Genomic DNA, 20,522 nt, shown 5'->3' with positions numbered 1-20,522 from the left:
GGATCGACACGAGGTGATCACAGACAGCAAAGCGGCACCGGTGGTTCCCGTCAACCCCCGTCCGGTGGGCCGAGGGCCGCCAACGCCCCCACCAAGGCGGCCGGTTCGGAAGATCACGCAAGGCCGACGACGACGCATCCGTCACGAAGGGACGACCCCTCCGCCACGAAGAGACGACGCATCCCTCAGCCGGAACCATGGCTTTTAATAATGGCCAGCATTAACATGGCGCCATGGCGAGGACGTCGGGGTCGGAGACCCGGGAGAAGCTGATCCGCGCCGCGGAGGAGATCTTCGCGGCGCAGGGCGTCGACGGTGCCCAGACCCGCGACATCGTGCGGCTGGCCGGCCAGGGCAACCCGTCGGCGGTGCAGTACCACTTCGGCTCCCGCGCGGGCCTGCTGGACGCCGTGATGGCCGGCCGGCTGGCGCGTACGGAGGCGGCGCTCGCACCGCTCCTCGAGGCGCTGCCCGAGCCGTCCCTCGAGGAGCTGATCGAGGCGCTCGTCACGGCCGAGGCGACGCAGCTCACCGACCTGCGGGGGCTGCGCTGCCTGCGGATCTCCGCACAGCTCAGCCACGAGAGCGGCATCCGTACGCGGACGCCGCACCCGACCCTCGCGGGCACCGCCTACTGGGAGCTGATCGAACGGATCGAGACCTCCCTCTCGGCCGACGGGCTGCCCGAGGCGATCCGGCTGGAGCGCACGGACCTCGCGCTGACGCTGATCGGCGCGGCGCTGGCCGACCGGGCCCGGCAGTACCTCGACGGCAGCCGCCCGCTCACCACGGAGGGCGTCTTCCTCGCCGACCTCGTCACGACCACGGTGGCGCTGCTGCGCGCCCCCGCACCGGAGCGCCCCGCTCCCCGACACAGGAGTGCACGATGACCGATCTGACCGGCAGGACCGTTCTCATCACCGGCGGCGCGCGCGGGCTCGGCGCCGAGGCGGCGAAGCAGGCCGTCGACGCCGGCGCGAACGTCGTGCTCACCGATGTCCTGGCGGAGGACGGCGAGGCGACCGCGGCGGCGCTGGGCGACCGGGCGCGCTTCCGTACCCACGACGTGACGTCCGAGGAGGACTGGCAGCGCGCGGCAGACTTCGCGGTCGCGGAGTTCGGCGGCCTCGACGGGCTGGTCAACAACGCGGGCATATCCACCGGCCAGCCGCTGGAGACCCTCTCGGTCGACTTCTTCCGCAAGGTGCTCGACGTCAACCTCACCGGCGTCTTCATCGGCATGAAGACGGTCATTCCGCTGATGCGGGAGCGCGGCGCGGGCTCCATTGTCAACATCTCCTCGGCGGCCGGCCTGATGGGCCTGGCCATGACCGGCGGCTACGGCGCGTCCAAGTGGGGCGTGCGCGGCCTCTCGAAGGTGGCCGCCGTGGAGCTGGGTACGGACCGCATCCGTGTCAACTCCGTGCACCCGGGCATGACGTACACCCCGATGACGGCCGGCGTCGGCATCCAGAAGGGCGAGGGGAACTACCCCAACACCCCGATGGGCCGGGTCGGCGAGCCGCACGAGATCGCGAGCGCGGTGGTGTACCTGCTCTCCGACGCGGCGTCGTACGTGACCGGCGCCGAGCTGGCGGTGGACGGCGGCTGGACCACGGGGCCGACGGTGAAGTACGTCATGGGGCAGTGAGCCCGGAGTGAGGGGCAGTGCGCCCGGGCCCTGGGCCGGCGCCGGCCGTCTGGTTGCATGACCCCATGACCGATCAGCAGCCGGAGCAGCCGGCTTCTCAGCAGCCGCGCAACGCGGACGAGATCCTCGACATCGTCGACGAGCACGACCGGGTCGTGGGGCAGGCCCCGCGCGGCGAGGCGTACGCCCGCCGGCTGCGGCACCGCTCCACCTTCATCCTGGTCCGCGACGAGCAGGACCGGATCTTCGTGCACCGCCGCACGGCGCAGAAGCTGGTCTTCCCCTCGCACTACGACCTGTTCGTGGGCGGGGTGGTCGGCGCGGGCGAGTCCTACGACGACGCGGCGCTGCGCGAGGCCGAGGAGGAGCTGGGCGTCAGCGGACTCCCCTGCCCCGTACCGCTGTTCAGGTTCCTGTACGAGTCGCCGGAGCACACCTGGTGGTCGGCGGTGTACGAGGTGCGCTGCACGCTGCCGGTCGATCCGCAGGCGGAGGAGGTCGCCTGGCACGCGTTCCTGACGGAGGAGGAGCTGGCGGCCCGGCTGCCCGAATGGCAGTGGGTACCGGACGGCCTGGAGGCGTTCCGGCGGCTGCGGGACTGGGAGGCGGCCGGGCGGCCGGCCGCCGGATAAGGTGCGAAACATGATCTTCCCGGACCGGATGCGGGCGCTCGCCGCCGACCTGCGCCTGTGGTTCGCGCCCGCGCGGATCCGCAACGAGGGCTCCACCCCCGACTACCGCTTCTCGCTCGCCAACGAGCGCACGTTCCTGGCCTGGCTGCGCACGGCGTTCGCGCTGATCGGCGGCGGCTTCGCGGTCGACCAGTTCCTGCCGTCGCTGCACCAGACGGTGCGCACGGTCTTCACCGTGGCGCTGCTCGCGGGCGGCGCGCTGTGCGCCGTGCGCTCGGTCAGCCACTGGGTGCGCTGCGAACGGGCGATGCGGCGCGGCGAGGACCTGCCGGCCTCCCGCTTCCCGTCCCTGCTGGGCGCGGGCGTCGGGCTGCTGGCGGTGGCCATCGCGGTGGTCGTCCTGCTGGGCTGGACACGCTGATGCGGACCGGCACGGGGCTGATGGCGACGGGCCCGGGGCCGCTGACGGCCGCTACGGGAGGCTGACGATGGCCGATACGGAAGAGGACCCGGCCGCCGTCCGGGACCCGGGGCTGCAGCCCGAGCGGACCCGGATGGCGTGGCGGCGCACGACGCTGTCCTGCGCGGTGGCCGTGGTACTGGCCTGGCGTCAGGTGCTGCTCATCCGCGAACCCTCCGGGACCGAGGTCGTCCTCGTCGCACTGCTGGTCCTCGCCGGCCTGACCTTCCTCACCGCGGCACACACCCGGATGCGCACCCTGGCCACGCCCGCGTCGGCGGGCCGGCCCCGCACGATGGACGCCCGTACGGCACTGCTGGCGACGGCCTGCACGCTGGTACTGGTGGGCCTGGGCGCGGCAATCGTGCTGTAAGCCCGGTCCCGGGCGGCCGCGGTGAGCCCTCCAGGCGTCCCCTTCAGACCCCGAAGACCCCCTTCGCCGTCTCGCGGATCGCCGCGACCAGCACCTCCGGCGCGGCGGAGTTAGCGCCGTGGCCCTGGCCCGCGAGCGTCACCACGCGGGATTCCGGCAGTACGGCCGCCAGGTCGGCCACCCGCTCGTGCAGATGCGGGAAGCTGAGCTCGCCCTGCACGAGGGTCACCGGCAGGGTGAGGGCACGGTAGCGGTCCACCCCGAGGCCCAGCGCGTCGATGATCTCGTCCTCGACGATCTGCGCCTCCGCGTGCGTGGCGATGAGCGCCTGCACGCGCGGGTCCTTGAGCATCTGCTCGACCGTCTCGTCCGGCATGCCGGTGATCGCGCGGGAGTGGATGCGTATCGCCTCGGTGGGGTCGCCGGCGTCCAGCGCGGCGCGAGCGCGCGGGCCCGCCTCGCCCACGAGAAACGACCGAGTGGGTATCGGAGGGTCGTACGCGAACACGCCCGCGAACGGGGCCGGATCGCGCAGCGCCGTCTCCAGCGCCGCGACGGCGCCCGAGGAGTGGCCGACGAGCAGCACGGGCCCGTCCTCCCGCAGCAGCCCGGCGACCGCGAGCACGTCGGCCGCCTCGACCGCCATCGAATGCGTACGGCCGATGCGCACGCCGGGCTCGTAGATCCGGCGCCGGATGCGGACGACCCGGAAGTGGTCGGTGAGGAGGCGGGCGACCTCGTCCCAGGAGGAGGGGCCCCGGCCGCCCGGATGGACGACGAGCACGGTGGGGCCGTTGCCCCCGTCGTCGAGGGCGGAGATCGGGACGCCGTCCGGGGCGAGCGCGCGCAGTTCGGTCATGCGCCCGAGAATCTCCCGTCACGGCCGGTCACCGCATCCCCTTTTCCGCCTGGCCGGCGGCCTTCGTGTGACGCGCGGAACACGCCTCCTGACCAACCGGTTCACTCCGCCCCCTGGACGCCATACCGACTAGTCGGCATGATCGTGGACGGTCCCACTCCACCGGCCAGCACACGGAGGCGCACGATGAGCAAGGACAACCCGCCCGGCCTCGACCTGGGGCGGCTCCGCGCCCACCTGGACCGGGAGTGCCCGGGCCTGGTGGCGGGCCCGCTGAGCGCCGAACTGGTCCAGGGCGGCCGGTCCAACCTCACCTACCGCGTCACCGACGGCACCGGCCACTGGGTCGTCCGCCGCCCGCCGCTCGGCCATGTCCTGGCCACCGCGCACGACATGGCCCGCGAGCACCGTGTCATCAGCGCGCTGCACGATACCCGGGTACCGGTGCCGGAGACGCTGGCGCTCTGCCAGGACGAGGAGGTCATCGGGGCGCCGTTCTACGTGATGGAGCTCGTGGACGGTACTCCGTACCGCACCGCCGAACAGCTCCGGCCGCTCGGCCCCGAGCGCACCCGCGACATCGTCCTGCGCCTCGTCGACACCCTCGTCGACCTGCACGCCGTCGACCCGGAGTCGGTGGGCCTGGGCGACTTCGGGCGGCCCGACGGCTTCCTGGAACGGCAGCTCCGCCGCTGGGGCAAGCAGCTCGCCGCCTCCCGCAACCGCGAGCTGCCCGGTATCGACGAGCTGCACGAGGCGCTGGGCAGGAAGCTCCCCGACTCCCCCGCGCCCGCGATCGTGCACGGCGACTACCGCCTGGACAACGTCCTGGTCGGCGCGGACGACCGCATCGCGGCAGTACTGGACTGGGAGATGTCCACGCTCGGCGACCCGCTCACCGACCTGGGCCTGCTGGCCATGTACAGCGAGCAGGAGGAGTCCCCGGACTCGCCGGTCACCACGACCCGCAGCGCCCCGGGGCACCCCGAACCGGGCGAGCTGATCGAGCGGTACGCGGCGGGGTCCGGGCGCGACGTCTCGCAGGTCGCCTGGTACACCGCGTTCGCGTACTTCAAGCTCGCGGTGATCCTCGAGGGCATCCACTACCGCTACACGCTCGGGCAGACCGTCGGCGCGGGCTTCGACCGGATCGGCGAGGTCGTGCCGCGCTTCATCGACAACGGCCGCCGCACTCTTTCCACCCTGTCCCCCGTGAAGGAAGGCTGAGCACGCTCATGGACTTCGCATTCGACGCCCGCACGCAGGAGCTGCGCGAGAAACTGCTCGCGTTCATGGACGAGCACGTCTACCCCGCCGAGCAGGTCGCGCGCGAGCAGCGGGCCGCGCTCGCCTCGCCCTGGGACACCCCGGCGATCGTGGAGGAGCTGAAGGCGGAGGCCCGCAAGCGGGGGCTGTGGAACCTGTTCCTGCCGGACGCCGAGCACGGTGCCGGGCTCACCAACCTCCAGTACGCGCCCCTCGCCGAGATCACCGGCCGCAGCCCGCAGCTCGCGTCGACCGCGCTGAACTGTGCCGCGCCGGACACCGGCAACATGGAAGTACTCGCCCAGTTCGGCAACGAGCAGCAGAAGAAGCAGTGGCTGCAGCCGCTGCTCGCGGGTGAGATCCGCTCCGCGTTCGCGATGACCGAGCCCGAGGTCGCCTCGTCCGACGCCACCAACATCGAGACGCGCATCGAGCGTGACGGCGATGACTACGTCATCAACGGCCGCAAGTGGTACATCTCCGGCGCGATGAATCCGCTGTGCCAGATCTTCATCGTGATGGGCAAGACCGACCCGGACGGCGAGGACATCCGCCGCCAGCAGTCGATGATCCTCGTCCCGCGCGACACGCCTGGCCTGACGGTCAAGCGCGCGATGCAGGTCTACGGGTACGAGGACCACTCCCACGGCGGCCACGCCGAGGTCCTCTTCGAGAACGTACGCGTCCCGGCCTCGAACCTCGTCGGCGAGGAAGGCGGCGGCTTCGGCATCGCCCAGGCCCGCCTGGGCCCCGGCCGGATCCACCACTGCATGCGGCTGATCGGCATGGCGGAGCGGGCCATCGAGCTGATGTGTCAGCGGGCGGTGGCGCGTACCGCCTTCGGCAAGCCGCTCGCCCAGCAGGGCGTCGTCCAGGAGTGGATCGCGGACGCGCGGGTCGCCGTCGAGCAGCTCCGCCTCCTCGTCCTGAAGACGGCGTGGCTGATGGACACGGTCGGCAACAAGGGCGCGCACACGGAGATCCAGTCCATCAAGATCGCCACCCCGCGCACGGTCGTCGACATCATCGACCAGGCGGTCCAGCTCCACGGCGCGGGCGGCGTCAGCCAGGACTTCCCCCTCGCCGAACTGTGGGCCGGCGCCCGCACGCTCCGCCTGGCGGACGGCCCGGACGAGGTCCACCAGCGCTCCCTGGCACGGCGGGAGATCAAGAAGTACCTCTGAACCGTGCGTCCGCAGGCCCCCACCTGGGTAACCCCCTGGTGGGGGCCTGTGGGTCTGCGCAATCGGGGCCGGCGCCGCAGTCATACAAACGCGCCGCGCCTACGGGCCGCGCCCCCACGGCGGACGTGGGGGCGCTTCCCGTAGCCGTTACGGCCGCAGCGCCCGCAGCAGCAGGTCCGCCAGATGATCGGCGACCTCGCGTGGCGTCAGGGGTCCGCCCTCGCGGTACCACGTGCCGAGGTGGTGGACCGAGCCGAAGTGGTAGTCGACGATCAGGTCGGCGGGGACCTCGGTGGTGAAGACCCCGGTGCGCTGGCCCTCTTCGATCAGCGCGCGGAAGCGCTCGTGGTAGCGGCGGCGCTCGGCACGTACCTGCTTGTCCTTCTCCGGCGAGAGCTGGTGCATCGAGCGGAAGAAGATCTTCGTGTCGTCGAGGTTCTCGATCGTGGTGACCACGACGTCCGCGGCGGCGTCCCGCAGCCGCTGCTCCACCGGCGCGTCGGCGCCCGCGAAGCGGTCCAGGCGCTCCTGCTGGAGGCGGAGCACCCGCCCGTAGACCTCGTGCAGCAGATCGTCCTTCGAGCCGAAGTAGTGATACAGCGCACCCTTGGTGACGCCCGCCGCCTCGACGATCTCCTGGACCGAGGTCCGGTCGTACCCCTGCTCGGCGAAGAGCCGGGTGGCGGTGGCCAGCAGCCGCTGTGCCACGGGCTTCGTGCTCCCGTCCGTCGTGCCGGCCATCGCCCTCACCTGTCCTTCTCCGTACTGACGTGCTCGTTCACCGGAGGCTAGCCGCGGTTGCGCAGCTCCCGTCGGAGGATCTTCCCACTCGTCGTCTTCGGCAGTTCGGGCAGGACCTCCACCTCCCGGGGATATTTGTACGCGGCCAGCCGTTCCTTGCAGTAGGCGGCCAGCTCGGCGGGGTCCGGGGCCTCGCCGGAGCGCAGGCTGACGTACGCCTTGACGCTCTCGCCGCGGTAGTCGTCCGGCACGCCGACGACGGCGGCCTCGCGCACGGCGGGGTGGCTGTAGAGCACGTCCTCGACCTCGCGCGGCCAGACCTTGAAGCCGGACGCGTTGATCATGTCCTTCTTGCGGTCGACGACGTACAGCCAGCCGTCGGCGTCCATGAAGCCGATGTCGCCGGTGCGCAGCTCGCCGTCGGGGATCGCCTCGGCGGTGGCGTCGGGGCGGCGCCAGTAGCCGGGGACGACCTGGGGCCCACGGACCGCTATCTCGCCCTGTTCGCCGAAGGGCACGTCCCGGCCCTGGTCGTCGATGATCCGGACGATCGTGTCGGGGCCCGGTACGCCGACCGCGAGGGTGCCGGAGACCTTGTCGACGGGCGCCTCCAGTTGCGGCGGCACGCTGGCACAGGGGGCCGTGCACTCGGTGAGGCCGTACCCGTTGCGGATGTACGGGCCGAATTCCGCGCGGAACTTCTCGACCAGCGCGGGCGGCAGCGGGGCGCCGCCGGAGCAGATGGTGGCGAAGGAGGAGAAGTGGTCGCGGGTGGCGTCCGGGTGGGCCATCAGGGCCATGTACGCGGTGGAGGGGCCGACGGTGAAGGCCGGGCGGTGCTCCAGGAAGGCGTCCAGGACGACGCCTGCCTCGAAGCGGTACGCGAGCGCCAGGGTGCCGCCGCCGGTGATGCAGGAGGCCAGCTCGCAGACCATGCCGGTGATGTGGAAGAGCGGCGCGAGCGCGAAGTAGGTGGCGCCGTCGGGGAGTCCGAGGCCGGTGCGCTGGCGTTCGGCGTTGTAGGAGATGTTGCCGTGGGTGTTGGTGGCGCCCTTGGGCGTGCCGCTGGTGCCCGAGGTGTAGCTGATCAGGGCGATGTCGTCGGCGGTGAGTTCGGGGACGCCGGCGGGGTCACGTCCCTCGTGCGCGCGGGCGGTGGCGAGCAGATCGTCGGCGCCCTCGCGCGGGCCGAGGCGCTCGCCGCGCAGCACGCGGGCGTCGTCTCTGGTCTGCAGGTCCCGTTCGCAGGCGGTCAGCGCGATGCGTACGGAAGGGGCGGCGGCCGCGGTCTCGCGGAGGAAGCCGTCCCAGGTGCGGTCGGCGCAGATCACGGCGGTGACCTCGGCGTCACTGAGGACATGGGTCATCTCGCCGGACTTGTACATGGGGTTGACGGGGACGACGACGCCGCCCGCCTTCCAGACGCCGAAGAGCGCGAGGACGAAGTGCGGGGTGTTCTGCAGCATGATCGCGGCGCGATCCCCGTGCCGGAAGCCGCGGTCGCACAGGTAGGCAGCGATGCCGTCGGAGAGCGCGTCGGTCTCGGCGTAGGACAGCCGGCCGTCGAAGTAGGCCAGCGCGGTCCGGTCGGGAACCCGGCGGACCGCTTCCTTGAAGGCGTGCAGGGTGGAGGGGTGCGGGTGCACGGGGGCGCGCTGTGCCTCGTTCAGCTGCGACAGCCACGGCATGTCCTGGTACGACGTCATCGGCGTGCGGCCCTTCTCTCTTCTCGTCCCGGTGGTGTCGGTGCTCGGTTCCGGTGTGCCGTACGGCGCGGTCGTCCCCGCCGCGCCGTACGGGTGGTCGTCCCGCGTCGCTCAGGCGCCGGCGTCCGTGGCGGCGTCGAGCTTGCGCTGGAGGTGGTTCATGCCGCCGAGCCAGCGGTCGGGGTCGGCGGCGCGGGCGGCGTAGTAACCGGCGACCTCCGGGTGCGGCAGGACCAGGAAGCGGTTCTCGGTGATCGCCTCGAAGAGCGCGTCGGCGACGGCGGTGGGCTCGATGGCTCCGGAGGTGAGGACGAGGTCACCGGCGGATCCGGTGTTGCTGAGCATGTCGGTCCGTACGCCCTGGGGGCAGATGGCGTGCACGTCGATGCCGCGGTGCCGGTAGGTGGCGGAGAGCCATTCGGCGAAGGCGTACGCGGCGTGCTTGGTCACGCTGTACGGCGCGGAGCCGATCATGGTGAGCAGGCCGGCGGCCGAGACGGTGGCAATGAAGCGGCCGCTGCCGCGCTCCAGCCACTCCGGTATCAGCTCGCGCGCGGCCCGTACGTGGGCCATGACGTTGACGTCCCAGGCGAAGTCCCAGTCGCTGTCGGGGGCCTCGGGGCCGCCGCCGGTGCCCACGCCCGCGTTGGCGCAGAAGATGTCGATGCGGCCGCCGAGGGCCTCGCGCGCAGCGGGGACGATCGCCGAGGCGTCGCCGGGGAGGGCGATCGCACCCAGTTCGGCGGCGGTGCGCTCGGCCTTCTCCTTGTCCAGGTCGTTGACGACGACCCGCGCGCCCTCGGCGGTGAAGCGGGCGGCGAGCGCGGCACCGATGCCGCCGCCCGCCCCGGTGACCACCACGGTCTTGTCCCGCACGGCTTCCACGTGTGTCTCCCTCGGCTCGACCGGCATCACGACCGAACGGCAGACTAACCAGTCGGTATGTACAAAGGGAAGGGCCCGACGCACCCCGTGCGGTGCGTTCCCGTGCGCCCTCGCGCGCGTTAGCGTCACAGCACACGAACCCCGATCACGGAGGTGTGCGCATGGCCCTGTCCAGACGGACCCTGTTGACGGTCACCGGCGCGATGACCGGCGCGCTCGCCGGTTCCCCGGGCACGGCGTCGGCGGCTCCCCCGCCCTCCGGCGGCCGCCGGGTGCGGACCGGTTTCGACCGGCTCTCCGCCGACGGCTACGCACTGCTCTCCGGGCAGAAGGCCGGCGTCGTCACCAACCCGACCGGCATCACCCAGCACGTCGAGCACCTCGTGGATGTGATGCACGCGGACAAGAGCGTGCGGCTGACCGCGGTGTTCGGGCCCGAGCACGGCTTCCGCGGCACGGCGCAGGCGGGCGGTTCGGAGGGGAAGTCCACCGATCCGGCGACCGGGCTGCCGGTGTACGACACGTACCAGAAGAGCGGCCGGGCGCTGGCGGACATCTTCACCGAGTCCGGGGTCGACACGGTCGTCTTCGACATCCAGGACGTGGGCGCGCGCTTCTACACCTACATCTGGACGCTGTACGACTGCATGGTGGCGGCGGCCATGGCGGGGAAACGGTTCGTCGTACTGGACAGGCCGAACCCGGTGACCGGGCGCGACGCCTCCGGGCCCGTACTGGACAAGAAGTACGCCTCGTTCGTCGGCCGGGAGCCGATCGCGCAGGCGCACGGGATGACGGTGGCGGAGCTGGCGCTGCTCTTCAACGAGCGGTTCGTGCCCGCGGCGGCCGGCAAGGCGGTACGGCTGGACACCGTCCTGATGAAGGGCTGGCGGCGCGCCGATTTCTTCGACGCGACCGGGCTGCCGTGGGTGCCGCCCAGCCCGAACATGCCCACCCCGGACACCGCGCTGGTGTACTCCGGCACGTGTCTCTTCGAGGGCACCAATCTCTCCGAAGGGCGCGGTACGACGCGGCCGTTCGAGCTGCTCGGCGCGGAAGGCATCGACCGGAAGTGGGCCGAGGCGGTCAACGCCGAGCGGCTGCCGGGGGTCCGCTTCCGTGAGGCGTACTTCGCGCCGACGTTCTCCAAGTTCCAGGGGAAGACGATCGGCGGGGTGCAGCTGCATGTCCACGACCGGGCGGCGTTCGACCCGGTACGGACCGGCATCGCGCTGCTGGTGACCGCGAAGAAGGTGTGGAAGCAGTTCGCCTGGCGCCCGGACAACGGAATCGACCGGCTCGCGGGCTCGGACAAGGTACGCACGATGATCGACGCGGGGGCCGGGACGGACGAGGTCGTCGGCGCCTGGCAGGCGGAGCTCGCGAAGTTCCGTGCGCTGCGCGCCGGTTACCTGCGCTACCACTGAGCCGGGTCGGGCCAGAGACCACCGTCTCAGCAGTCGAGACCACACGTCCCACCTATTGACTGCCCCATACAACGACCGTGAGCATGCGGCTCGTGCACAGCGAAGCGACAGCAGAAGAGACCACGGCCGGGCCCGCCGGCGACGAGGGCAGCTCCGAGAGCCTGCGGCGGGTGGCCGTGGCGTCGTTCATCGGAACGGCCATCGAGTTCTACGACTTCTACATCTACGGCACCGCGGCCGCGCTCGTACTGAACCAGGCGTTCTTCCCGACCCTGGACCCGGTCAACGCCACCCTCGCCTCCTTCTCCACCTACGCGGTGGCGTTCGCGGCGCGGCCGCTCGGCTCGATCGTCTTCGGGCACTTCGGCGACCGGGTGGGCCGCAAGTCCGTACTGGTCGTCTCGCTGCTGCTGATGGGCCTGTCCACGGCCTTCGTCGGGCTGCTGCCCGGCTACGCCACGCTGGGCATCTGGGCCCCGCTGCTGCTGATCCTGCTCCGCTTCGTGCAGGGCATCGGCCTGGGCGGCGAGTGGGGCGGCGCGGCGCTGCTCGCGGTCGAGCACGCCCCGAAGAAACGGCGCGGATTGTACGCCGCCTTCCCGCAACTGGGCCCGTCCGTCGGGTTCTTCGCCGCGACCGGCATCTTCTGGCTGCTGTCCGCCTCGCTGGACGACGCGGCCTTCCGGTCCTGGGGCTGGCGGATTCCGTTCCTGCTGTCGTTCCTGCTGGTCGCGGTCGGCCTGTTCGTCCGGCTGAAGATCAGTGAGACGCCGGTCTTCGCGAAGGTGATGGACGCGCAGGAGGCCAGCAAGGTCCCCACGCTGGACGTGATCCGCGGCCACTGGCGCGAGCTGCTGCTCGGCGCGGGCGGCATGATCGTCGCGTACGGGCTCTTCTACACGGCCACGACGTACTGCCTCTCCTATGCCACCGGCACCCTCGGCATCTCCCGCAACACCATGCTGGCGCTGTCCCTGGTCGCCTGCCTCTTCCTCGCCGCCGGCACCTGGCTCGCCGCCACCCGCTCCGACGGCGCGGGCCGCCGCAAGCTCATCCTCGCCGGCTGCGGCCTCGCCGTCGTCTGGGGCCTGGTCCTCTTCCCGCTGCTGGACACCGAGTCGCCGGTGCTGGTGGCCCTCGCCCTCGGCGGCGCGCTGTTCTGCATGGGCGTGGTCTACGGCCCGATGGGCGCCTACCTGCCCGAGCTGTTCGGTACCAGGGTCCGTTACTCCGGCGCCTCGCTCGCCTACAACCTCGGCGGCGTCCTCGGCGGCGCGGTCTCCCCACTGATCGCCACCCGTCTGCAGGCCGCCTTCGGGTCCTCCTCCGTCGGCTGGTACGTCTCCGCGATGGCCGTGGTCTCGCTGCTGTGCGTACTGGTGCTGCCGGAGACCAGGGAGCGCGAGCTGGCCTGATCCCGGGGCCTCCTGGCGTTCGCCGCAGCGCTGCGTATGGCGGGAACGGCCGATGCGCAGGACGATGCGCTGCACGGGCGGCAGCGAAGGGGTTCGTCATGGCGGGTGTCGGGGTCAAGCCGTACTGGGAACTGACGTGTGATGCCGACGGGGACGTCGATCAGCGGCAGCGCGACGCCCTGCTCGCCGGTGTGGCGCGGGAGCGGCTGACCGATCTCGTGGTGTTCGCGCACGGGTGGAACAACGACCGCTCGACGGCCACCCGGCTCTACACCCGCTTCTTCGAACCCTTCCCGGAGCTGCTGGCGGGCAGCGGGGCCCGGGTGGGGTACGTCGGCGTGATCTGGCCGGCGATGCGCTTCACCGACGAGCCGATCCCCGACTTCGACCCCTCGCCGCCGGCCCGGGCCACAGCGGGAGCCACGGCCGCCGGCGAACCGGTACTCGAGGACGCCCTGCGGCACCAGTTGGCGCAGGCGTTCCCGGGCCGGGACATGCTGCTGGAGCGGCTCGCGCAACTCCTGTCGGAGCGGCCCGACGCGCGCTCGGCGTTCGACGAGTTCGCGCGGCTGGTGCGGGAGCTGGTCTCGGTCCGGCAGGACAGCCCGGACCTGCTGTTCGCCGCGGACAGCGGGGACGGGCTGCCCGGCATGCTCACCGACGACCCGCTGGAGGTCTGCGAGGTCTTCACGGCGGCGCTGCGGTCGACGGGCGTGGCGGTGTGGCCGGGCGATGCCATGGACGCCGAGCAGCGGCCGCTGTTCGGCGGCGGGCTGACCCGGAAGTGGAGCGGCGCCCGCGAACTGCTCCGGCAGGGCGCCTACTACGCCATCAAGCGGCGTGCCGGGACGGTGGGCCAACTGGGGCTGGGCCCGGTGCTCGGCCGGCTGCCGGGCGAGGCGGCCGAGTTGCGGGTGCACCTGGCCGGGCACTCCTTCGGCGCCCGGCTGGTCTCGTACGCGCTGCGCGGGCTGCCACCGGACGCGCGGCACGTGAAGTCGGTGACGCTGCTGCAAGGGGCCTTCTCGCACTACGCGTTCTGCGCGGAGCTGCCGCACGACCGGACGCTCGCCGGGACGCTGGACGGCGTGCAGGACCGGATCGACGGCCCGCTGGTGTGCTGCTACTCCCGGCACGACGAGGCGCTGCGCACGTTCTACCCGCTGGCGTCGAAGCTGGCCGGGGACTCCGCCAGTTTCCTCGGCCTGTTCGACCGGTGGGGGGCGAACGGGTTCGACGGCATCCAGGCGGTGCCCGGGACCCGGCGGGTCCGGCTGGGCGAGGAGCTGCCGACGTCGCCGGGGTGCGTGAACGTGGACGCCTCCGCCGTGGTCCGGCGCGGCGCGCCGCCGGCCGGCGCGCACAGCGACATCTGCCACCCGCAGCTGGCCCGGGTGATCCTGGAGGCGGGCCGGATCGGCCGCGCCTGACAGGACGGAGTGCGGAGTGCGGTGCGCGAAGCCCCCACAGCTCCGCGCACCGCACCGTTTCCCCCGAACCCCCTACCGGTGGCTCGGGAACTCCACCACCTGCTGGTAGGTGGGCCGGTTCTGCCAGCTGATCGGGTCGTGCGTGATACCGCCGACCGCGCGCTGGATGATCACGTCCGCGCACCACTGGTCACCGGCCTTGCAGGCGTCATCGCCCGGGTAGACCTGCTCGGCGGTCTTCGCGGCCGCCTCGCGCAGCGTGCTGACGAGGGTGTCGTGGCAGGCGTCCGGGTCGCCCTTCCCGCAGTACTGCTCGGCCAGGCCGCCGCGCACCTTCTCGCCGAGCACGGCGCGCAGGTCCTTGTCCGCGTAGGACCACCAGCCGTACTGGAAGGCGGAGCCGGCGTGGCTGCCGGTCGGCCCGTGCCCGGCCGAGGGCGACTCGTCGACGGCGATGTTCGCCTTCAGCGCGTCGTAAAGGCCCTCCCCCAGGCCCGGCTTGAAGACCTTCTCGATCATCAGGGGCCACCAGGCGTCCATGATCCGCACGGCGTCGGAGTGGGCGTACGTCTTCGAGCCGGGGCTGGTCTCGTGGCGCTGCGCGCCGTCCTTGCGCCATGCATCCAACTGCTGGACGGCGGTCCTGACCCCGGCGTCCTCGACCGGCGCCGAGCGCAGCACCTTGAGCAGCTCCGGCAGGACGTCCTCGCCGCGCAGATCGGTGACGGCGGCCTCGCTCATCGCGCGGGTCAGGGAGGCGCGGGTGACGCCTCCGTCCCGTACGAGCTCCTTCACCCGGTCGTCGAGGAGATCGCCGCGGTGCACGGAGCCGTTGCCGAAGCCGGCCGAGTCGTAGTCCCTGGCCTGCTTGTTGTTCCAGGAGATGTAGTAGTCCTGGCCGACCGACCGCGGGTGCTGGGCGGGCGGGGTGTAGGCGGAGGTGTTGGCCTTCGGGTCCCAGCCCTTCCACTCGTACGCCTTCTCGGCGCGTACGGGGAGGGACGGGTCGACGTCCGGGTTGCGGACGGGGTTCAGTCCGCTGTTGTAGTACGCGACGTCCTTGGAGTCGGCGTAGAACCAGTTGAAGGCGTACCCGATGTGCTGGGCGGCCTGCTGGAAGGACTTCGCGTCCTTGACGTAGGACGGGTCGTTGAACATCTGGAAGCCGATGATGGAGTCGGCCTCGTGGCGGTAGGTGGAGCGCTGCGCGGTGTAGGCGACGGGCTTGCCCTTGAGGGTCGCGCGGTGCGTCACGACGCCGTGGTCGGTGCGGTAGACCTGCATCCGGTAGGAGCCCGCGGCGGTGGGGTCGGCGACGGTCGGCTGCCAGGAGTTGGTGCGCTCCAGCTTCTCCATGGGGACGCAGCGGCCGTCCTTGCGGTACCCCGTGGAGTCCTTGGTGGGTGCCGAGCCGTCGGTGTTGCACAGCTCGACGGCGTAGGTGTCGGTGATGTCCTGGCTCGCGGAGGTGGCGCTCCAGGCGTAGTCCTGGCCGCGGCCGAGCTGGACGTACATGCCGACGCCCGCGAAGGACGCGCCGCGGGCGCTGATGCCAGGGCCCTGGATCTCCTGGAGCATCAGGAGCTGCGGGGCGAAGTAGCCGGTCTGCGGCCCGAAGACGGCGACCGGGTGGCCGCTCGCGGTGTGCTTCCCGGAGACCAGCAGTGCGTTGGACATGCCGCGGTGCTGGGCCGCATCGAAGCTGCCCTTCGGGAGCACGCCGTCCTTGAAGACGCCCTCGAGGGGCTTGAGTTTCTTCGGGGTCTTCACCTCCGCCTGCGGCGGGTCGCTCTTGGCGGTGGCCGCGCCCTTGCGGTCGTACACGAGTGGTTCGGGGGTGACCGAGCCGCGGTCGGGCAGCGCCGTGCCCTTGGCGTTCTCGGGTTTCACCGCGTACGGGAAGGACTGGCCGTCGTGCAGCGTCATCGCGGCCTCGGGGTCGTTGCGTTCGCGGAAGGACTCCCAGACCGCGGTGCCCTTCTCGACGCCGTACTTCTGCTGCGCGGAGAGCAGCGCGAGCGCCTGCGGTACCTCGCCGCCGCCCCCGTTGCCGAACAGCCCGCCGACGACGGACGCGAGGGCGATCAGGTCGGTGAGCTCGAAGGGCTTGATCTCCCCGGCGTTGGTGACCGCGTTCACGTGCCCGGTCAGCACGTACTCGCCGGGGAAGTAGCGGCCCTTCTTGGACTTCTCGCGGTAGGCGTTGATGCCGTCGACGTACGCCTGCGCGTCCGCCATGGCCTGCTCGCCGCGCGGCCCGTTGTTCTCCCGGATTGACTCGACCTGGTCCTTCAGGTCCTGCTCGGTGTACGGGGCCTTCGGCCAGAACTCCTGCTCCAGCCCCTGGTTGGCGAGCGCGCCGCCGGCGAAGGAGGTCAGCTCGCCGCGGCCGATGTGCCGGAAGAGGTCCATCAGCCAGAGCCGGTCCTGGGCGGCGGCGTAGCCCGCGCCGTACTCGGTGCCGTAGCGGGTGGTGCCCTTGATGTGCGGCACGCCCGTCTTCTTGTCCCGGGTGATCGTGACGTCGTCGCGCGGCTGGGTGACCTTGCCGACCTGGCCTTCGGGGACGCCGAAGGAGGCGTCGTTGAAGAAGTTCGTCAGGGTGTCGTCGGTCAGCGACTGGTAGCCGCCGTTCAGATCGCTGTACGGGCCGAGTTGGTCGGAGGCGTGCGCGGGGCGGGTGCCGAAGACCTTGTTGCCGAGGATCTCGGTGAGGGTGGCGTTGCCGTTCTCGCCGGGCGGCAGGATGTCGGCGCACTGGCCCTGGCAGTGGTCGGTGACGGGTGGGGGGTCCGCGGTGGCCGCCGCGGCGGGGAGGGGTGCCAGGGCGCTGGCCCCCAGGGCGCACACCGCTGCCACGGCGGCAGCGGCGCGTCCTCCGGTACGTCGTCGCATTCCTGCTCCTTGGGAGGCGGGTGCGCTGGACGTTACCGTCGGTAAACTCGCGGCGGAAGATGAACAACAGTCAACTTTCGTTCAACCCTCACTTCTCCCATGCATCACCTCTACACCCCAGGTAACACCCCTTTCTCGCACGGCAGTTCGATGGATCCGGATGCCGTTCCGTTACGTCCATTCCATGTCCAGTCGGGTTCCTCCCCACGGAGGTGGGATGAATTGGCCGGTTTCAGAGCTCTCGCCGAGCAGGTCCGCAACCCCGGGCTCGTCGCGACCCAGCGGCGGACGGCGCTGCGCAAGTGCCTCGAACGGTTCGCCCCGTACGGGCACCGGGCGACGTGGCACCACTTGTGCACCCGTGCAGGCATCGGGACGCAGGACCGCAACCCTGACCCGGGCAGGCTCATGGCCGCCCTGGCGGAACTGGAGGAGGCACGCAACCTCTGGCTCGCTTATGAAGAGGACTTCGCCGCCCGCAGGCGGCGTGAGAAGCACGAGGGCATCCGGCAGCCGGGCGCCCTGCACGAATGGCACCTGCGCACCTGGGGCGGGTGCGACATCGTGCCCTGCGAGTCACCGCACCGGCATCCGACCGCACGCCTGGCCGAAGTGCTGCGCCGGGTGATCGCGGCCATGGAGTCGGGCCGGCAGCGCGAGGACTGCCCGGTGTGCGGGGGCCGGCGCTTCGTCTGGCACTCGGACGGGGCACACCCGGTGAACGGGCCGGTCTGCCAGGAATGCGGAGTTGTCACCCCGTCGGCGGTCCTGACCACCGCCACGCTCTCCGCCGCCCGGCGCGCCAACGCCGACCGGGCCTTCGCCGCGGCCTGAGTCACGGGCAGCACGCGACAGCACCCGGCAAACAGGGTGCAGCACCAGGGGGAAACGGCAGGGCGCCGGGCGCGCATCTGCCGCATCAGGCGGACGTGGGACCGGATGCGCCGGTACGGGGGACCCGCGCCGCACCGCCCACGGAAGGCCAACAGGTGTCTGCGACCGCGAACTTAGGGCCTCTTCCCGCGAGTGCATGAAGGTTGTACGTTCCGGTGCATGCTCGCGCTCGCCCGTTCCGCCACCGTCGCCCCGCCGGGCTGGAGCCGCTGGCTCGTCCCGCCCGCCGCGCTCGCCATCCACCTCGCCATCGGCCAGGCATACGCCTGGAGCGTGTTCAAGCCCCCGCTGGAGTCCTCGCTAGGGCTCTCCGGCACCGCCTCCGCGCTCCCCTTCCAGCTCGCCATCGTGATGCTCGGCCTGTCGGCGGCGTTCGGCGGCACGCTCGTCGAACGGCGCGGCCCGCGCTGGGCCATGCTCGTCTCCACCCTCTGCTTCTGCTCCGGTTTCCTCGTCGCCGCGCTGGGCGCCGCCACCCGCCAGTACTGGCTGGTCGTGCTCGGCTACGGCTTCATCGGCGGGATCGGCCTGGGCATCGGCTACATCTCCCCCGTCTCCACGCTGATCAAGTGGTTCCCGGACCGCCCCGGCATGGCCACCGGCATCGCCATCATGGGCTTCGGCGGCGGCGCGCTGATCGCCTCGCCCTGGTCCAGCGGACTGCTGGCCGCGCTCGGCACCGACTCCGCCGGCATCGCGCAGACCTTCCTCGTGATGGGCCTGGTGTACGCGGTGTTCATGTCGCTGGGCGTGCTGCTGGTCCGCGTACCACCGGACGACTGGCGGCCCCCGGGCGCAGCGCCCGCCACGGCCGCGCCCCGCGCCCTGGTCACCACCGCCCAGGTCTCCGCCCGCAACGCGCTGCGCACACCGCAGTTCTGGTGCCTGTGGGTCATCCTCTGCATGAACGTCACGGCCGGCATCGGCATCCTGGAAAAGGCCGCGCCGATGATCGCCGACTTCTTCGCGGACACCGCCACACCCGTGAGCGCGGCAGCGGCGGCCGGCTTCGTCGGCATGCTCTCGCTGGCCAACATGCTCGGCCGGTTCGCCTGGTCCACCACCTCCGACCTGGTGGGCCGGAAGAACATCTACCGCCTCTACCTCGGCGTCGGCGCGCTGCTGTACCTCGTCCTGGCGCTGACCGGCGACGCGTCCAAGCCGCTCTTCGTGGCCTGCGCGGCCGTCATCCTCTCCTTCTACGGCGGCGGCTTCTCCACGGCCCCCGCGTACCTGAAGGACCTCTTCGGCACGTACCAGGTCGGCGCGATCCACGGGCGGCTGCTCACCGCCTGGTCCACCGCCGGCGTCCTCGGCCCGCTGATCGTCAACGCCATCGCGGACTCCCAGCACGCCGCCGGGCGCAGCGGCCCCGACCTCTACACCACGTCGTTCTTCATCATGATCGGCCTGCTGGTGATCGGCTTCGTCGCCAACGAGCTGATCCGGCCGGTCCACCCGCGCCACCACGAGCCGGTATCGCCGGACCGCCATGAAGTACAGGAAGAAGGAGCCGCCCGGTGACCGGCCGCCGCACCGCCCTGCTCGTCCTCGTCTGGCTGTGGGTCGGACTGCCCTTCGCCTACGGGCTGTACGAGCTGACGCTCAAGATGACGCAGCTCTTCACCGGCTGACGGCGCTCACCCCTCGGAGGCCGGGTCTGCCGGGCGTCCGTCGCGGTCCACGCGCAGCCGCCGCGCGCCCGTCCCCTGCTCGCCGAGCTCGTCGTAGGGGTTGGAGAGCGCGCACCGCTCCAGGGAGAGGCAGCCGCAGCCGATGCAGTCGGTCAGTCTGTCGCGCAGCTCCTGGAGCTGGCTGATGCGCTCGTCCAGCTCGCTGCGCCAGGCTTCGGAGAGCCGGGCCCAGTCCTCGCGGTTGGGCGTGCGCTCCTCCGGCAGCTCGGCGAGCGCGTCACGGATCACCGCGAGCGGGATACCGACGCGCTGCGCCGCCCGGACGAACGCGACGCGGCGCAGCGCGTCACGGGTGAACCGGCGCTGGTTGCCCGCCGTCCTGGTGCTGCTGATCAGCCCCTTGGACTCGTAGAAGTGCAGGGCGGAGACGGCGGCGCCGCTGCGCGCCGAGAGCTGGCCGACGGTGAGTTCGTGGACCTTACGGGAAAGCTGGGGCACGTCGGCCAGCCTAAAGGGTGCCTGATGCGACGAGCCGTTGACAGCGGAGGATCTGCACAGCAAGCTGAGCAAGCGCTTAGTCGATCAGGAGGACACGGACATGGCAGACCCCCGAGTGTTTGGATCGCTGGACGAGCTGCGTGCCGCGGTCGGCGAGGAGCTCGGCCCGAGCGACTGGCTGGAGGTCGACCAGAAGCGGATCGACCTGTTCGCCGATGCCACCGGCGACCACCAGTGGATCCACATCGACCAGGAGAAGGCGAAGGCCGGGCCGTTCGGCACGACCATCGCGCACGGCTACCTCACGCTGTCCCTGCTGCCCGCGCTCGTACCGCAGCTCATGCGCGTCGACAACGTCAAGATGGGCATCAACTACGGCACGAACAAGGTGCGCTTCCCCTCCCCCGTGCCGGTCGGCTCGCGGGTGCGCGCCACCGCGAAGATCGCCGAGGTGACCGAGGTACCGGGCGGCGTGCAGCTCACGACGGCCGTGACCGTGGAGCGCGAGGGCGGCGACAAGCCGGTCTGCGTCGCGGAGTCGGTCAGCCGCTTCTACCTGTAAGTCCAGCGGC

Annotated in this window: 20 protein-coding genes; 14 read left to right on the top strand and 6 right to left on the bottom strand. The window is 71.5% G+C overall.

All coding sequences use genetic code 11. The annotated features are described in order from the left end of the window. The first annotated feature begins 233 nt into the window (after positions 1-233). From IG84_RS0129525 to IG84_RS0129505, 5 genes are all read left to right on the top strand, one after another. Positions 234-890, top strand: coding sequence for a TetR/AcrR family transcriptional regulator (locus IG84_RS0129525; protein WP_031063599.1), 657 nt, complete (start codon positions 234-236; stop codon positions 888-890). Continuing rightward, positions 887-1,651 (top strand): glucose 1-dehydrogenase, encoded by a 765-nt coding sequence (locus IG84_RS0129520; protein WP_031063598.1) that lies wholly within the window; start codon positions 887-889, stop codon positions 1,649-1,651. The genes IG84_RS0129525 and IG84_RS0129520 overlap by 4 nt, the downstream gene beginning before the upstream one ends. Before the next feature lie 65 nt (positions 1,652-1,716). Further along, entirely contained in the window at positions 1,717-2,283 is a 567-nt protein-coding gene (locus IG84_RS0129515; protein ID WP_031063596.1) for an NUDIX hydrolase, read from the top strand. A 10-nt stretch (positions 2,284-2,293) separates the two neighbouring features. Then, on the top strand, positions 2,294-2,704 hold the full coding sequence (locus IG84_RS0129510) for a YidH family protein (RefSeq protein WP_107053989.1): 411 nt from the start codon (positions 2,294-2,296) through the stop codon (positions 2,702-2,704). Positions 2,705-2,771: 67 nt separating this feature from the next. Then, positions 2,772-3,116 carry a DUF202 domain-containing protein gene (locus IG84_RS0129505; protein ID WP_031063591.1) on the top strand — a complete coding sequence of 115 codons (345 nt, stop codon included), beginning with the start codon at positions 2,772-2,774 and terminating at the stop codon, positions 3,114-3,116. Between the two features lie 43 nt (positions 3,117-3,159). On the opposite strand, the gene IG84_RS0129500 is transcribed toward IG84_RS0129505, so the two are convergent. After that, positions 3,160-3,975: an alpha/beta fold hydrolase gene (locus IG84_RS0129500; RefSeq protein ID WP_031063590.1), complete on the bottom strand. Its 816-nt coding sequence runs from the start codon at positions 3,973-3,975 to the stop codon at positions 3,160-3,162. 186 nt (positions 3,976-4,161) lie between these two features. Here IG84_RS0129500 and IG84_RS0129495 point away from each other — a divergent pair, with 186 nt between their 5' ends. After that, positions 4,162-5,202: a phosphotransferase family protein gene (locus IG84_RS0129495; RefSeq protein WP_031063587.1), complete on the top strand. Its 1,041-nt coding sequence runs from the start codon at positions 4,162-4,164 to the stop codon at positions 5,200-5,202. Positions 5,203-5,210: 8 nt separating this feature from the next. Continuing rightward, positions 5,211-6,425 (top strand): acyl-CoA dehydrogenase, encoded by a 1,215-nt coding sequence (locus IG84_RS0129490; protein WP_031063586.1) that lies wholly within the window; start codon positions 5,211-5,213, stop codon positions 6,423-6,425. Positions 6,426-6,572: 147 nt separating this feature from the next. On the opposite strand, the gene IG84_RS0129485 is transcribed toward IG84_RS0129490, so the two are convergent. From IG84_RS0129485 to IG84_RS0129475, 3 genes are all read right to left on the bottom strand, one after another. Next, positions 6,573-7,166: a TetR/AcrR family transcriptional regulator gene (locus IG84_RS0129485; RefSeq protein ID WP_031063583.1), complete on the bottom strand. Its 594-nt coding sequence runs from the start codon at positions 7,164-7,166 to the stop codon at positions 6,573-6,575. Between the two features lie 47 nt (positions 7,167-7,213). Beyond that, a complete protein-coding gene (locus tag IG84_RS0129480; RefSeq protein WP_031063581.1) occupies positions 7,214-8,872 on the bottom strand; it encodes an AMP-binding protein in 1,659 nt (552 codons plus the stop codon). 111 nt (positions 8,873-8,983) lie between these two features. Beyond that, positions 8,984-9,757: an SDR family oxidoreductase gene (locus IG84_RS0129475; protein WP_245659640.1), complete on the bottom strand. Its 774-nt coding sequence runs from the start codon at positions 9,755-9,757 to the stop codon at positions 8,984-8,986. A 161-nt stretch (positions 9,758-9,918) separates the two neighbouring features. Here IG84_RS0129475 and IG84_RS0129470 point away from each other — a divergent pair, with 161 nt between their 5' ends. The 3 genes from IG84_RS0129470 (at position 9,919) to IG84_RS0129460 (ending at position 14,029) form a co-directional block, all read left to right on the top strand. Beyond that, positions 9,919-11,184, top strand: coding sequence for an exo-beta-N-acetylmuramidase NamZ family protein (locus IG84_RS0129470; protein WP_031063575.1), 1,266 nt, complete (start codon positions 9,919-9,921; stop codon positions 11,182-11,184). An 83-nt stretch (positions 11,185-11,267) separates the two neighbouring features. Further along, positions 11,268-12,599 carry an MFS transporter gene (locus tag IG84_RS0129465; protein ID WP_031063572.1) on the top strand — a complete coding sequence of 444 codons (1,332 nt, stop codon included), beginning with the start codon at positions 11,268-11,270 and terminating at the stop codon, positions 12,597-12,599. Positions 12,600-12,697: 98 nt separating this feature from the next. Then, positions 12,698-14,029 (top strand): hypothetical protein, encoded by a 1,332-nt coding sequence (locus IG84_RS0129460; protein WP_031063569.1) that lies wholly within the window; start codon positions 12,698-12,700, stop codon positions 14,027-14,029. Between the two features lie 72 nt (positions 14,030-14,101). Here IG84_RS0129460 and IG84_RS0129455 read toward each other — a convergent pair whose 3' ends face one another. Further along, a complete protein-coding gene (locus IG84_RS0129455) occupies positions 14,102-16,924 on the bottom strand; it encodes a penicillin acylase family protein (protein ID WP_031063566.1) in 2,823 nt (940 codons plus the stop codon). A 222-nt stretch (positions 16,925-17,146) separates the two neighbouring features. Between IG84_RS0129455 and IG84_RS0129450 the strand changes: the two genes are divergently transcribed. The 3 genes from IG84_RS0129450 to IG84_RS43010 all read left to right on the top strand — a co-directional run bounded on the left by IG84_RS0129450 (position 17,147) and on the right by IG84_RS43010 (position 19,452). Next, positions 17,147-17,758 carry a hypothetical protein gene (locus IG84_RS0129450; protein ID WP_031063563.1) on the top strand — a complete coding sequence of 204 codons (612 nt, stop codon included), beginning with the start codon at positions 17,147-17,149 and terminating at the stop codon, positions 17,756-17,758. Positions 17,759-17,977: 219 nt separating this feature from the next. Then, positions 17,978-19,342, top strand: a complete 1,365-nt coding sequence (locus IG84_RS0129445) for an L-lactate MFS transporter (RefSeq protein ID WP_031063560.1) — start codon at positions 17,978-17,980, stop codon at positions 19,340-19,342. Continuing rightward, positions 19,339-19,452, top strand: coding sequence for an MFS transporter small subunit (locus IG84_RS43010; RefSeq protein ID WP_417828981.1), 114 nt, complete (start codon positions 19,339-19,341; stop codon positions 19,450-19,452). The genes IG84_RS0129445 and IG84_RS43010 overlap by 4 nt, the downstream gene beginning before the upstream one ends. Positions 19,453-19,458: 6 nt before the next feature. Here the strand turns inward: IG84_RS43010 and soxR are convergent, their stop codons facing one another. Continuing rightward, on the bottom strand, positions 19,459-19,950 hold the full coding sequence (gene soxR, locus IG84_RS0129435) for a redox-sensitive transcriptional activator SoxR (protein WP_031063557.1): 492 nt from the start codon (positions 19,948-19,950) through the stop codon (positions 19,459-19,461). Between the two features lie 100 nt (positions 19,951-20,050). Between soxR and IG84_RS0129430 the strand changes: the two genes are divergently transcribed. Next, positions 20,051-20,512 carry a MaoC family dehydratase gene (locus tag IG84_RS0129430; RefSeq protein ID WP_031063555.1) on the top strand — a complete coding sequence of 154 codons (462 nt, stop codon included), beginning with the start codon at positions 20,051-20,053 and terminating at the stop codon, positions 20,510-20,512. The last annotated feature ends 10 nt before the right edge of the window (positions 20,513-20,522 follow it).

It is taken from the genome of Streptomyces ochraceiscleroticus, assembly GCF_000720485.1.
GTDB classification, from domain to species: Bacteria; Actinomycetota; Actinomycetes; order Streptomycetales; family Streptomycetaceae; genus Streptomyces; species Streptomyces ochraceiscleroticus.
This window is presented reverse-complemented; position numbering and strand designations above follow the sequence as displayed.

What these genes read in the sequence shown, in the direction of transcription:
- IG84_RS0129485 (WP_031063583.1), bottom strand. Translation starts at nt 7,166, where the DNA reads ATGGCCGGCACGACGGACGGGAGCACGAAGCCCGTGGCACAGCGGCTG.
- IG84_RS0129510 (WP_107053989.1), top strand. Translation starts at nt 2,294, where the DNA reads ATGATCTTCCCGGACCGGATGCGGGCGCTCGCCGCCGACCTGCGCCTG.
- IG84_RS0129460 (WP_031063569.1), top strand. Translation starts at nt 12,698, where the DNA reads ATGGCGGGTGTCGGGGTCAAGCCGTACTGGGAACTGACGTGTGATGCC.
- IG84_RS0129480 (WP_031063581.1), bottom strand. Translation starts at nt 8,872, where the DNA reads ATGACGTCGTACCAGGACATGCCGTGGCTGTCGCAGCTGAACGAGGCA.
- IG84_RS0129500 (WP_031063590.1), bottom strand. Translation starts at nt 3,975, where the DNA reads ATGACCGAACTGCGCGCGCTCGCCCCGGACGGCGTCCCGATCTCCGCC.
- IG84_RS0129465 (WP_031063572.1), top strand. Translation starts at nt 11,268, where the DNA reads ATGCGGCTCGTGCACAGCGAAGCGACAGCAGAAGAGACCACGGCCGGG.
- IG84_RS0129520 (WP_031063598.1), top strand. Translation starts at nt 887, where the DNA reads ATGACCGATCTGACCGGCAGGACCGTTCTCATCACCGGCGGCGCGCGC.
- IG84_RS0129430 (WP_031063555.1), top strand. Translation starts at nt 20,051, where the DNA reads ATGGCAGACCCCCGAGTGTTTGGATCGCTGGACGAGCTGCGTGCCGCG.
- IG84_RS0129495 (WP_031063587.1), top strand. Translation starts at nt 4,162, where the DNA reads ATGAGCAAGGACAACCCGCCCGGCCTCGACCTGGGGCGGCTCCGCGCC.
- IG84_RS0129445 (WP_031063560.1), top strand. Translation starts at nt 17,978, where the DNA reads ATGCTCGCGCTCGCCCGTTCCGCCACCGTCGCCCCGCCGGGCTGGAGC.
- IG84_RS0129490 (WP_031063586.1), top strand. Translation starts at nt 5,211, where the DNA reads ATGGACTTCGCATTCGACGCCCGCACGCAGGAGCTGCGCGAGAAACTG.
- IG84_RS0129505 (WP_031063591.1), top strand. Translation starts at nt 2,772, where the DNA reads ATGGCCGATACGGAAGAGGACCCGGCCGCCGTCCGGGACCCGGGGCTG.
- IG84_RS0129515 (WP_031063596.1), top strand. Translation starts at nt 1,717, where the DNA reads ATGACCGATCAGCAGCCGGAGCAGCCGGCTTCTCAGCAGCCGCGCAAC.
- IG84_RS0129470 (WP_031063575.1), top strand. Translation starts at nt 9,919, where the DNA reads ATGGCCCTGTCCAGACGGACCCTGTTGACGGTCACCGGCGCGATGACC.
- IG84_RS0129525 (WP_031063599.1), top strand. Translation starts at nt 234, where the DNA reads ATGGCGAGGACGTCGGGGTCGGAGACCCGGGAGAAGCTGATCCGCGCC.
- IG84_RS0129455 (WP_031063566.1), bottom strand. Translation starts at nt 16,924, where the DNA reads ATGCGACGACGTACCGGAGGACGCGCCGCTGCCGCCGTGGCAGCGGTG.